The organism is Clostridium formicaceticum, from assembly GCF_001854185.1.
Lineage (GTDB): Bacteria > Bacillota > Clostridia > Peptostreptococcales > Natronincolaceae > Andreesenella > Andreesenella formicacetica.
In genome coordinates, this window is record NZ_CP017603.1 from 2,602,514 (window position 1) to 2,614,633 (window position 12,120).

The following is a 12,120-nucleotide window of genomic DNA, read 5'->3' on the forward strand; positions in this document are numbered from 1 at the left end:
AAAACCCTTGAAAATCAATAGGTATACTTCTTTTGCTCAATGGGAAAAACGTAAGATTGAAAAACAGTAATTTGTTGCATGGCAGTCAGCCCCTAGTGGGGTTGTTTTTTTTTGGCATGAATATTGCTATATATAGAAGGAGCTAGATATTGTTATGGACTTTAAAAAAAATGAAGAAGGAGCTAGGAGAGGAGATAAGAAGATGAAGCTATTATTTAATGTTGGAGGGTTTTCGATTCATTTATTTGGAGTAACCATTGCATTAGGAATCTTAGTAGGTTTTTTTATAATGCTATCAGAGGCAAAAAGAAAGGGATTAGATAAGGAAAAACTGATAGACCTAGCCTTATATACAGTGATATTTGGCGTTATAGGAGCTCGACTAAATTATATATTGGCTTTTAATCCAGCCTATTATATCCGAAATCTAAAGGAAATTCTCATGCTGCAGCAGGGAGGTTTATCTATTCAAGGCTCTTTGATTATTGGGACAGCATTTGGTTTTTGGTATATGAAAAAGAAAAGTATTCCTATATGGAAAACTGCTGATGCCTTTGCACCAGCCATTATTATGGGACAGGCAATAGGCCGGGTGGGCTGTGATGTGTTTGGGATTCCTATGAGTAGAAGTTGGTTTTGGGGATAGAGATTGGAGGGCAACTACTACACCCTGCTCAAATTTATGAGGCAATATTGAATTATATTCTATTTCTCATTTTGTGGAATAAAAGAAAAAATACAGAATATGACGGACAAATATTCTTCACCTATATTATTGGATTTTCAATCAATCGATTTATCGTTGAATTCTTTAGAACCAATCCGATGATTCTGGGGCCTATATCCATTGCACATCTATTTAGTCTGGGAATTATTTTAATTGCTGTTGTAGCAATGATGATATTAAAGAAAAAGTATCATAACCTACAATCAAGTGTGGGAAGTAACGCAATTGTTAATAGACAATTGGATTGGGGGAGCTTTGCTATTATTTTAGGAGCTATAATTATATCCGTAGCTTTCTACTATTTTATTCATAGTTTTTAATCTATAAAATTAATTAGAGGAGAAGAGATGAGCATAATGAAATCAAAGTATTGGATAATTTACACGACGATTGGAGTACTGTTATCTATTGTTACTCTGTTGACCAGTATCCAGATGATAGCCTTTAATATGGGTCATTATAGAAACTCCTTTGAGAAATATGATATCTCTAATGAAACAGGAATGGATCAGGAGAATCTTGAGTATGTTATGAGGGATTTGTTGAACTACCTACAGGATGAGAAAGATGTGCTAGATACTAGGGCAATTGTCAAAGGAGAAGAAAGAGAAGTTTTTGGGGAGCGGGAAAGACTTCATATGATTGATGTAAAAGAACTATTTATAAAGGGAGAAGCTGTTAGAAATATTGGTCTAATTTTTATGGGATTATTCGTTATACTTTTAGTGATGAAGGATAAATGGTGGAAACAAAATCTATCGAAGACGTTATTTTATACAGGTATAGGAAATATTTTGTTGTTGGGACTTTTTTTACTACTAATGTATTTTGATTTTAATAAGTACTTTACCTACTTTCATGTAATTTTCTTTGATAATGACCTCTGGATTTTAGATCCTAAGACAGAAATATTGATACAAATGGTTCCAGAGGCTTTTTTCTATGATACAGCTGTTAAAATAATTGGCTTATTTGTAAGTAGTATAATAGCTATTGCAGCTTTAGGCTACACTTTTTATCGAAGCCAGACTATATGGAAAGCTAAGTAATAAGGGAAGAAATAATATATTTGAGAAACGCAAGTTGTTTTTAGATATTATGAAAAAACTAGAGAAACCAAAAGGAGGGATGTTTATGGAAAAGATAGGATTGATAAAGTCTCTAGAAGGAGATAAGGCTATTGTTGAAATTCGCAGGGCTAGTGCTTGTGGAGAAAATTGTGCTTCTTGTAAAGGAGGATGTACTCCTACGGCGGTATATGTAACAGCAAAAAACCATGCTAATGCGTCAGTAGGGCAGTATGTAAAGTTAAAGTTAGAGAGTAAAAAGGTAATCAAGGCTGCTTTTTTAGTGTATTTGATTCCCTTATTAGGAATGTTTTTTGGCATTGCGGCAGGCCTACTAGGTGCAGAATACTTAGGATATGGGAACATAAAGGAGTTAATTGCTGCTGGGGCTGGTTTTTTAATGCTCGCATTAGCCTATGTATTCATAAGCTATAAAGATAAAAAAATTAAAGAGGGAAAAGAGATGGAAATAGTCATAAGTCACATTATGAGTTAACTATATCACTTATTAAGGATTTTAGCAGATTCTAACTAACGAATTGAGAAAGGACGACTATGCCATGGATATTCAAACAGATAAAATACGAAAAAGATATAATCGTATTGCAAAGGTGTATGATTTATTAGAATGTCCTATGGAAAAAATGGCTTTAGAGAAATGGAGAAAATCAATTTTTGAGGGATCACAGGGTAAAGTATTAGAGATAGGGGTAGGAACTGGTAAGAACATTGAATATTACCATGATAACATTGAAGTGACTGCCATTGACTTCAGCGCTAATATGTTAAAAAAAGCTAGAGAAAAGGCTCAAAAGTTAGGTAAACAAGTAGAATTAAGGGAGATGGATGCACAAAAAATGGATTTTCCTAATAATAGTTTTGATTATATTGTTGCTACCTGCGTTTTTTGCTCTGTACCAGATCCAATTAAAGGTTTTCAAGAGGTAAGAAGGGTATTGAAGCCTGGAGGGAAAGTGGTTTTGATAGAACACGTAAGAAGCGAAAAAAAGGTAGTAGGATTATTCATGGATCTTATGAATCCTGTTACGGTAAATCTCTATGGAGCTAATATCAATAGACGCACGGAGGAAAACATAGGTTTAGCAGGATTTAAAAATGTAGAGGTGATTAATTTATGGAAGGATATAGTAAAGAAAATAGAAATAACAAAATAAAGCAACTGTACTATTTTGTTAAAACGAATAGCCAAGGAGGACCAATAGATGAATTTTAGAGGCAAAACAATTTTAGAGGCAAAACAATGAAAAATCAAAGTGGGAATGTGGTATAGTGGTAAAAGTGTCGCTAAGTGGGAATGGTGGGAAAGCAGAAAAATAGACATAGGTAAAAAATTTTTAAAAAGTGTTGACATAAGATAGCAAAGTGTGCTATAGTAGTTAAGTCGCCAAACGAGGGCGGCAGAAAAAAAGATCTTTGAAAATTAAACAGTATAGATATTAAGCCAGCAACCTGAAAGATTCTGATGAATTTTTAGAAGGTAAGAAATTAAGGAAGTTATAAATTTTATGTTTCCTTTAGTGATAAAAAACCAAAGGAAACGAAACATAAAATTTCTAACAAAGTAGCTAACACAAAATCAAAGATTTTGGTTACAATACTTTTATTAAGAGTTTGATCCTGGCTCAGGATGAACGCTGGTGGCGTGCCTAACACATGCAAGTCGAGCGAACCGATTTATCAGAAGCCTTCGGGTGGAAGATGATGAGGTTAGCGGCGGACGGGTGAGTAACGCGTGGGTAACCTACCTTGTACAGGGGGATAACAGTCGGAAACGATTGCTAATACCGCATAAAGCTATTTTAAGGCATCTTAGAATAGCCAAAGATTTATTGGTACAAGATGGGCCCGCGTCTGATTAGCTAGTTGGTGGGGTAAAGGCCTACCAAGGCGACGATCAGTAGCCGACCTGAGAGGGTGACCGGCCACACTGGAACTGAGACACGGTCCAGACTCCTACGGGAGGCAGCAGTGGGGGATATTGCACAATGGGGGAAACCCTGATGCAGCGACGCCGCGTGAGCGAAGAAGGCCTTCGGGTCGTAAAGCTCTGTTTCGAGGGAAGAAAAATGACGGTACCTCGGGAGGAAGCCCCGGCTAACTACGTGCCAGCAGCCGCGGTAATACGTAGGGGGCAAGCGTTATCCGGAATCACTGGGCGTAAAGGGTGCGTAGGCGGCCAATAAAGTCTAGGGTGAAAGGCTACGGCTCAACCGTAGTAAGCCTTGGAAACTTATTGGCTTGAGTGCAGGAGAGGAGAGTGGAATTCCTAGTGTAGCGGTGAAATGCGTAGATATTAGGAGGAACACCAGTGGCGAAGGCGACTCTCTGGACTGTAACTGACGCTGAGGCACGAAAGCGTGGGGAGCGAACAGGATTAGATACCCTGGTAGTCCACGCCGTAAACGATGAGTGCTAGGTGTTGGGGGTCAAACCTCAGTGCCGCAGCTAACGCATTAAGCACTCCGCCTGGGGAGTACGCACGCAAGTGTGAAACTCAAAGGAATTGACGGGGACCCGCACAAGCAGCGGAGCATGTGGTTTAATTCGAAGCAACGCGAAGAACCTTACCTGGACTTGACATCCTTATGACCGCTTTTTAACAGAAGCTTTCCCTTCGGGGACAGAAGTGACAGGTGGTGCATGGTTGTCGTCAGCTCGTGTCGTGAGATGTTGGGTTAAGTCCCGCAACGAGCGCAACCCTTGTCTTTAGTTGCCAGCATTTCGGATGGGCACTCTAGAGAGACTGCCGGGGACAACTCGGAGGAAGGTGGGGATGACGTCAAATCATCATGCCCCTTATGTTCAGGGCTACACACGTGCTACAATGGCCGATACAAAGGGCAGCGAAGGAGTAATCTGGAGCGAATCTCATAAAGTCGGTCTCAGTTCGGATTGTGGGCTGAAACTCGCCCACATGAAGTTGGAGTTGCTAGTAATCGCGAATCAGAATGTCGCGGTGAATGCGTTCCCGGGTCTTGTACACACCGCCCGTCACACCATGGGAGTCGGAAGCGCCCGAAGCCAGCTACTTTAACCGAAAGGAGAGAGCTGTCGAAGGTGAAGCCGATGACTGGGGTGAAGTCGTAACAAGGTAGCCGTATCGGAAGGTGCGGCTGGATTACCTCCTTTCTAAGGAGAAAGGCTTTTACTATACTGTTTAATTTTGAGGGACTTTTGTTTCTCAATAAGCAGACAACCAAAATCTTAGATTTTGTGTTAGTCGCTTAGTTAAAAATTCTGTAATTCACGACAATGGTTTTAAACCAACAAAAAATGAATGGAAGAATTTTTAACATCCTTTACAAACAAAGTGGGGGCGTAGCTCAGTTGGGAGAGCACCTGCCTTGCAAGCAGGGGGTCAGGAGTTCGACTCTCCTCGTCTCCACCAAAGAACATGGTAGAAAGTACCATGTTAAAAAGATTGACAAAAGGAAAAGAATTTGATAGAATAATATTCTTGACGATTCTTAAATTGTTCTAAATTGTTCTTTGAAAACTAAACAATGTTATGAGAATGTTATGAGAAAGAAAAAAGCTGAAGTAATTCACTAAAGGTCAAGTTATTAAGGGCAAAGGGTGGATGCCTTGGCACTAGGAGCCGAAGAAGGACGTGGTAAGCTGCGAAAAGCCACGGGGAACCGCAAGCAGGTTTTGATCCGTGGATGTCCGAATGGGGAAACCCACTTGGGGTAATGTCCAAGTATCTATTACTGAATTCATAGGTAATAGAAGGTAGACCGGGGGAACTGAAACATCTAAGTACCCCGAGGAAGAGAAAGAAAAATCGATTCCCTCAGTAGCGGCGAGCGAAAGGGGAAGAGCCCAAACCAAAGACTTAAGTTTTTGGGGTTGCGGACATCTTTATAGAGGGCGAATAAAAGTAGTTGAAGAGAGTTGGAAAACTCCACCATAGAGGGTAAAAGTCCCGTAAGCGAAACTTTGAAGGTCTTTGAGGATGATCCAGAGTACCACGGGACACGTGAAACCCTGTGGGAAGCAGGGGGGACCACCCCCAAGGCTAAATACTACCTAGTGACCGATAGCGCATAGTACCGTGAGGGAAAGGTGAAAAGAACCCCGGGAGGGGAGTGAAAAAGAACCTGAAACCTTTTGCCTACAAGCTGTGGAAGCACTTTATATGTGTGACCGCGTACTTTTTGTAGAACGGGCCAACGAGTTATGGTATGTAGCAAGGTTAAGTACTGAAGGTACGGAGCCGAAGGGAAACCGAGTCTTAATAGGGCGACAAGTTACATGCTATAGACCCGAAACCGTGCGATCTACCCATGGGCAGGATGAAGCGGAAGTAAAATTTCGTGGAGGTCCGAACCAGTTGACGTTGAAAAGTCATTGGATGACCTGTGGGTAGCGGAGAAATTCCAATCGAGCTCGGAGATAGCTGGTTCTCGCCGAAATAGCTTTAGGGCTAGCCTTGAAATGAGAGTGACGGAGGTAGAGCACTGAATGGTCTAGGGGCCTTCACCGGTTACCAAAACCTATCAAACTCCGAATGCCGTTAACTTATTTTCAGGAGTCAGACTACGAGTGATAAGATCCGTGGTCAAGAGGGAAAGAGCCCAGACCATCAGCTAAGGTCCCAAAGTATACGTTAAGTGGGAAAGGATGTGGAGTTGCACAGACAACCAGGATGTTGGCTTAGAAGCAGCCACTCATTTAAAGAGTGCGTAATAGCTCACTGGTCGAGTGATTCTGCGCCGAAAATGTCCGGGGCTCAAACGTATCACCGAAGCTATGGATGCTGACGTAATCATTAGTACTTTTATAGAAGAGAAATTAAAGGACATTAAGCCAAAACTAACCGATAGGTTAGAATAAAGTTTTGGCCAAATACCTTAAGCTCAAACGTATCTATGAAGGTAGCAATGATTACGTCAGCGTGGTAGGCGAGCATTCTATGTGGGTTGAAGCTATACCGAAAGGAGTGGTGGACTGCATAGAAGAGAGAATGTTGGCATGAGTAACGAGAGGTAGGTGAGAATCCTACCCGTCGAAAACCTAAGGTTTCCTGAGGAAGGTTCGTCCGCTCAGGGTTAGTCGGGACCTAAGCCGAGGCAGAAATGCGTAGGCGATGGACAACAGGTTGAGATTCCTGTACCACCTAGAATCGTTTGAGAGATGGGGTGACACAGAAGGATAGGTTGAGCCCACCGTTGGTTGAGTGGGTCTAAGCCAGTAGGGAGCTAAGACAGGCAAATCCGTTTTAGCAACATCCTGAGAGGTGATGGGGAGCGAAAAACAAGTAGCGAAGCAACTGATTCCACACTGTCGAGAAAAGCCTCTATTGAGAAACTAGGTGCCCGTACCGCAAACCGACACAGGTAGGTGAGGAGAGAATCCTAAGACGAGCGGGAGAACCATTGTTAAGGAACTCGGCAAAATGACCCCGTAACTTCGGGAGAAGGGGTGCCGAAGGGTGTGAAGGCTTTTGCGCTGTAAGCACACTTCGGTCGCAGAGAACAGGCCCAAGCGACTGTTTAGCAAAAACATAGGTCTCTGCAAAGTCGAAAGACGACGTATAGGGGCTGACGCCTGCCCGGTGCTGGAAGGTTAAGGGGAAGTGTTAGGGCAACCGAAGCACAGAACTTAAGCCCCAGTAAACGGCGGCCGTAACTATAACGGTCCTAAGGTAGCGAAATTCCTTGTCGGGTAAGTTCCGACCCGCACGAAAGGCGTAACGATTTGGGCGCTGTCTCAACAATGGACCCGGTGAAATTGTAATACCAGTGAAGATGCTGGTTACCTGCGACAGGACGGAAAGACCCCGTGGAGCTTTACTGCAGCTTGACATTGGATTTTGGTACTAGATGTACAGGATAGGTGGGAGACTTAGAACCTAGGACGCCAGTCTTGGGGGAGTCGACGTTGGGATACCACTCTTGTAGTACTGAAGTTCTAACCATGAACCGTAAGCCGGTTTTGGGACACTGTCAGGCGGGCAGTTTGACTGGGGCGGTCGCCTCCTAAAAAGTAACGGAGGCGCTCAAAGGTTCCCTCAGCACGGTCGGAAATCGTGCAAAGAGTGCAAAGGCATAAGGGAGCTTGATTGCGAGACCAACAAGTCGAGCAAGGACGAAAGTCGGACTTAGTGATCCGGTGGTACCGAGTGGAAGGGCCATCGCTCAACGGATAAAAGCTACCCCGGGGATAACAGGCTTATCTCCCCCAAGAGTCCACATCGACGGGGAGGTTTGGCACCTCGATGTCGGCTCATCACATCCTGGGGCTGAAGTAGGTCCCAAGGGTTGGGCTGTTCGCCCATTAAAGTGGTACGCGAGCTGGGTTCAGAACGTCGTGAGACAGTTCGGTCCCTATCCGTCGCAGGCGTAGGAAATTTGAGAGGAGCTGTCCTTAGTACGAGAGGACCGGGATGGACGTACCGCTGGTGTACCAGTTGTCTTGCCAAAGGCACCGCTGGGTAGCTATGTACGGAAGGGATAAGTGCTGAAGGCATCTAAGCACGAAGCCCCCCTCAAGATAAGATTTCCCATCCGAAAGGAGTAAGACCCCAGAAAGACTATCTGGTAGATAGGTCGGAGGTGTAAGTGCAGTAATGTATTAAGCTGACCGATACTAATAGGTCGAGGACTTGACCAATATACTCATACATTGTTTAGTTTTGAGGGAATAATACCTCAAATTAAATAAGACATAGGTCATAAGCTTGTGTTAGCTTATTCCCAACGGAATTTTCATTAGAAAAAACCCAATGAAATTCGTCGTGAAACGCTAACTAAGTGACCAACAAAGGATGTTAGAAAGTCTCATGATTCCTTCTGATGAAAAGAAGGAAAGGAATCAATCGATTTCTAACTAAGTGACTGACACAAAATTAAAGATTTTGGTCATCTACTTAATATCGTGACAATAGCGAAGGGGTCACACCTGTTCCCATACCGAACACAGTAGTTAAGCCCTTCAGCGCTGATGGTACTTGGCGGGAAGCTGCCTGGGAGAGTAGGTCGTTGCGATATGATGCGGGTGTAGTTCAGTGGTAGAACTTCAGCCTTCCAAGCTGACCGCGAGGGTTCGATTCCCTTCACCCGCTCCAATTAAATATGTACCCATAGCTCAGCAGGATAGAGCAACGGCCTTCTAAGCCGTGTGTCCGGGGTTCGAATCCCTGTGGGTACGCCATAAAGATCCATTAGCTCAGTCGGTAGAGCACCTGACTTTTAATCAGGGTGTCCCGCGTTCGAGTCGCGGATGGATCACCAAATGGAGAGGTGTCCGAGTGGTTTAAGGAGCTGGTCTTGAAAACCAGTGACTCCGAAAGGGGCCGTGGGTTCGAATCCCACCCTCTCCGCCAATGTAACAATCGTAAATTACTAGGAGAAGTACTCAAGTAGGCTGAAGAGGACGGTTTGCTAAACCGTTAGGTCGTGTAAGCGGCGCGCGGGTTCGAATCCCGCCTTCTCCGCCATTTTCCGGGTGTAGCGCAGTTTGGTAGCGCACATGGTTTGGGACCATGGGGTCGGGAGTTCGAATCTCTCCACCCGGACCATTCAATATAATTGGGCTCATAGCTCAGCAGGTTAGAGCGCACGCCTGATAAGCGTGAGGTCGGTGGTTCGAGTCCACTTGAGCCCACCAATAAATTTGCCCAGATAGCTCAGTCGGTAGAGCAGGGGACTGAAAATCCCCGTGTCGGTGGTTCGATTCCGCCTCTGGGCACCATTTTAATTTTAAATGCGTATGAAACACGGCGGCATAGCTCAGCTGGCTAGAGCGTTCGGTTCATACCCGAAAGGTCACAGGTTCGATTCCTGTTGCCGCTACCAGGGCCCGGTAGTTCAGTTGGTTAGAATGCCAGCCTGTCACGCTGGAGGTCGAGGGTTCGAGTCCCTTCCGGGTCGCCATTTACAAAAATGGCTTTTTTTTATTTAAGGAGTTATAATTCTCCTTCTTTCTTCTAAGAGATAGATCACCATAGATTGTCAGTGATTTAGCCCCGTAAAAAGTTCTTAATTATATATTATCTTAATTATATATTATCTTAATCCTAGTAATTTTCTCGGGCATGTTTTCATTATTTTTTTAAAAACCACTTGACAAGAGCAGAAAAGTTTGATATAGTAGTAAAAGTCGCCGCCAGCAAGGGGTGACAGGAAAGAAGAAAGTTCGACACAGATGAAAAAGAATTTTTTTAAAAAAGTGTTGACATAAGATAGCAAAGTGTGCTATAGTAGTTAAGTCGCCAAACGAGGGCGGCAGAAAAAAAGGTCTTTGAAAATTAAACAGTATAGATATTAAGCCAGCAACCTGAAAGATTCTGATGAATTTTTAGAAGGTAAGAAATTAAGGAAGTTGTAAATTTTATGTTTCCTTTAGTGATAAAAAACCAAAGGAAACGAAACATAAAATTTCTAACAAAGTAGCTAACACAAAATCAAAGATTTTGGTTACAATACTTTTATTAAGAGTTTGATCCTGGCTCAGGATGAACGCTGGCGGCGTGCCTAACACATGCAAGTCGAGCGAACCGATTTATCAGAAGCCTTCGGGTGGAAGATGATGAGGTTAGCGGCGGACGGGTGAGTAACGCGTGGGTAACCTACCTTGTACAGGGGGATAACAGTCGGAAACGATTGCTAATACCGCATAAAGCTATTTTAAGGCATCTTAGAATAGCCAAAGATTTATTGGTACAAGATGGGCCCGCGTCTGATTAGCTAGTTGGTGGGGTAAAGGCCTACCAAGGCGACGATCAGTAGCCGACCTGAGAGGGTGACCGGCCACACTGGAACTGAGACACGGTCCAGACTCCTACGGGAGGCAGCAGTGGGGGATATTGCACAATGGGGGAAACCCTGATGCAGCGACGCCGCGTGAGCGAAGAAGGCCTTCGGGTCGTAAAGCTCTGTTTCGAGGGAAGAAAAATGACGGTACCTCGGGAGGAAGCCCCGGCTAACTACGTGCCAGCAGCCGCGGTAATACGTAGGGGGCAAGCGTTATCCGGAATCACTGGGCGTAAAGGGTGCGTAGGCGGCCAATAAAGTCTAGGGTGAAAGGCTACGGCTCAACCGTAGTAAGCCTTGGAAACTTATTGGCTTGAGTGCAGGAGAGGAGAGTGGAATTCCTAGTGTAGCGGTGAAATGCGTAGATATTAGGAGGAACACCAGTGGCGAAGGCGACTCTCTGGACTGTAACTGACGCTGAGGCACGAAAGCGTGGGGAGCGAACAGGATTAGATACCCTGGTAGTCCACGCCGTAAACGATGAGTGCTAGGTGTTGGGGGTCAAACCTCAGTGCCGCAGCTAACGCATTAAGCACTCCGCCTGGGGAGTACGCACGCAAGTGTGAAACTCAAAGGAATTGACGGGGACCCGCACAAGCAGCGGAGCATGTGGTTTAATTCGAAGCAACGCGAAGAACCTTACCTGGACTTGACATCCTTATGACCGCTTTTTAACAGAAGCTTTCCCTTCGGGGACAGAAGTGACAGGTGGTGCATGGTTGTCGTCAGCTCGTGTCGTGAGATGTTGGGTTAAGTCCCGCAACGAGCGCAACCCTTGTCTTTAGTTGCCAGCATTTCGGATGGGCACTCTAGAGAGACTGCCGGGGACAACTCGGAGGAAGGTGGGGATGACGTCAAATCATCATGCCCCTTATGTTCAGGGCTACACACGTGCTACAATGGCCGATACAAAGGGCAGCGAAGGAGTAATCTGGAGCGAATCTCATAAAGTCGGTCTCAGTTCGGATTGTGGGCTGAAACTCGCCCACATGAAGTTGGAGTTGCTAGTAATCGCGAATCAGAATGTCGCGGTGAATGCGTTCCCGGGTCTTGTACACACCGCCCGTCACACCATGGGAGTCGGAAGCGCCCGAAGCCAGCTACTTTAACCGAAAGGAGAGAGCTGTCGAAGGTGAAGCCGATGACTGGGGTGAAGTCGTAACAAGGTAGCCGTATCGGAAGGTGCGGCTGGATCACCTCCTTTCTAAGGAGAAAGGCTTTTACTATACTGTTTAATTTTGAGGGACTTTTGTTTCTCAATAAGCAGACAACCAAAATCTTAGATTTTGTGTTAGTCGCTTAGTTAAAAATTCTGTAATCCACGACAATGGTTTTAAACCAACAAAAAATGAATGGAAGAATTTTTAACATCCTTTACAAACAAAGTGGGGGCGTAGCTCAGTTGGGAGAGCACCTGCCTTGCAAGCAGGGGGTCAGGAGTTCGACTCTCCTCGTCTCCACCAAAGAACATGGTAGAAAGTACCATGTTAAAAAGATTGACAAAAGGAAAAGAATTTGATAGAATAATATTCTTGACGATTCTTAAATT

The 12,120-nt window shown here is 44.3% G+C and carries 5 protein-coding genes, 12 tRNA genes and 4 rRNA genes; all 21 read left to right on the top strand.

The genetic code is table 11. The features are described from left to right. Positions 1-154: 154 nt before the first annotated feature. The 21 genes from BJL90_RS22955 (at position 155) to BJL90_RS11670 (ending at position 12,034) form a co-directional block, all read left to right on the top strand. Positions 155-646, top strand: coding sequence for a prolipoprotein diacylglyceryl transferase (locus BJL90_RS22955; RefSeq protein WP_250637584.1), 492 nt, complete (start codon positions 155-157; stop codon positions 644-646). Next, on the top strand, positions 631-1,047 hold the full coding sequence (locus BJL90_RS22960; RefSeq protein WP_250637585.1) for a prolipoprotein diacylglyceryl transferase family protein: 417 nt from the start codon (positions 631-633) through the stop codon (positions 1,045-1,047). Before BJL90_RS22955 ends, BJL90_RS22960 begins: the two co-directional genes overlap by 16 nt. A 27-nt stretch (positions 1,048-1,074) precedes the next feature. Continuing rightward, positions 1,075-1,776 carry a TIGR01906 family membrane protein gene (locus BJL90_RS11580; RefSeq protein ID WP_236904902.1) on the top strand — a complete coding sequence of 234 codons (702 nt, stop codon included), beginning with the start codon at positions 1,075-1,077 and terminating at the stop codon, positions 1,774-1,776. Between the two features lie 85 nt (positions 1,777-1,861). After that, on the top strand, positions 1,862-2,290 hold the full coding sequence (locus BJL90_RS11585) for a SoxR reducing system RseC family protein (protein ID WP_070968086.1): 429 nt from the start codon (positions 1,862-1,864) through the stop codon (positions 2,288-2,290). A gap of 64 nt (positions 2,291-2,354) precedes the next feature. Continuing rightward, positions 2,355-2,969 (top strand): class I SAM-dependent methyltransferase, encoded by a 615-nt coding sequence (locus tag BJL90_RS11590; RefSeq protein ID WP_070968089.1) that lies wholly within the window; start codon positions 2,355-2,357, stop codon positions 2,967-2,969. A gap of 445 nt (positions 2,970-3,414) precedes the next feature. Continuing rightward, positions 3,415-4,944, top strand: a 16S ribosomal RNA gene (locus BJL90_RS11595). A 183-nt stretch (positions 4,945-5,127) separates the two neighbouring features. Beyond that, positions 5,128-5,203: transfer RNA gene (locus BJL90_RS11600), tRNA-Ala, on the top strand. Positions 5,204-5,368: 165 nt separating this feature from the next. Continuing rightward, positions 5,369-8,430, top strand: a 23S ribosomal RNA gene (locus BJL90_RS11605). Between the two features lie 260 nt (positions 8,431-8,690). Continuing rightward, positions 8,691-8,807 (top strand): 5S ribosomal RNA (gene rrf, locus BJL90_RS11610). A gap of 3 nt (positions 8,808-8,810) precedes the next feature. Then, a tRNA-Gly gene (locus BJL90_RS11615) sits at positions 8,811-8,884 on the top strand. A gap of 9 nt (positions 8,885-8,893) precedes the next feature. After that, positions 8,894-8,970: transfer RNA gene (locus BJL90_RS11620), tRNA-Arg, on the top strand. A 4-nt stretch (positions 8,971-8,974) separates the two neighbouring features. Then, positions 8,975-9,050, top strand: a tRNA-Lys gene (locus BJL90_RS11625). Between the two features lie 3 nt (positions 9,051-9,053). After that, a tRNA-Ser gene (locus BJL90_RS11630) sits at positions 9,054-9,142 on the top strand. A gap of 22 nt (positions 9,143-9,164) precedes the next feature. Beyond that, positions 9,165-9,256 (top strand) — tRNA-Ser (locus BJL90_RS11635). A gap of 4 nt (positions 9,257-9,260) precedes the next feature. Continuing rightward, positions 9,261-9,337 (top strand) — tRNA-Pro (locus tag BJL90_RS11640). A 12-nt stretch (positions 9,338-9,349) separates the two neighbouring features. Then, a tRNA-Ile gene (locus BJL90_RS11645) sits at positions 9,350-9,426 on the top strand. A gap of 8 nt (positions 9,427-9,434) precedes the next feature. After that, a tRNA-Phe gene (locus tag BJL90_RS11650) sits at positions 9,435-9,510 on the top strand. A gap of 27 nt (positions 9,511-9,537) precedes the next feature. Further along, positions 9,538-9,614, top strand: a tRNA-Met gene (locus tag BJL90_RS11655). Between the two features lies 1 nt (position 9,615). Continuing rightward, positions 9,616-9,692: transfer RNA gene (locus BJL90_RS11660), tRNA-Asp, on the top strand. Between the two features lie 553 nt (positions 9,693-10,245). Next, positions 10,246-11,775: ribosomal RNA gene (locus BJL90_RS11665) — 16S ribosomal RNA — on the top strand. The 16S, 23S and 5S rRNA genes sit together here with 12 tRNA genes alongside, the layout of an rRNA operon. Positions 11,776-11,958: 183 nt before the next feature. After that, positions 11,959-12,034 (top strand) — tRNA-Ala (locus BJL90_RS11670). Positions 12,035-12,120 lie beyond the last annotated feature (86 nt).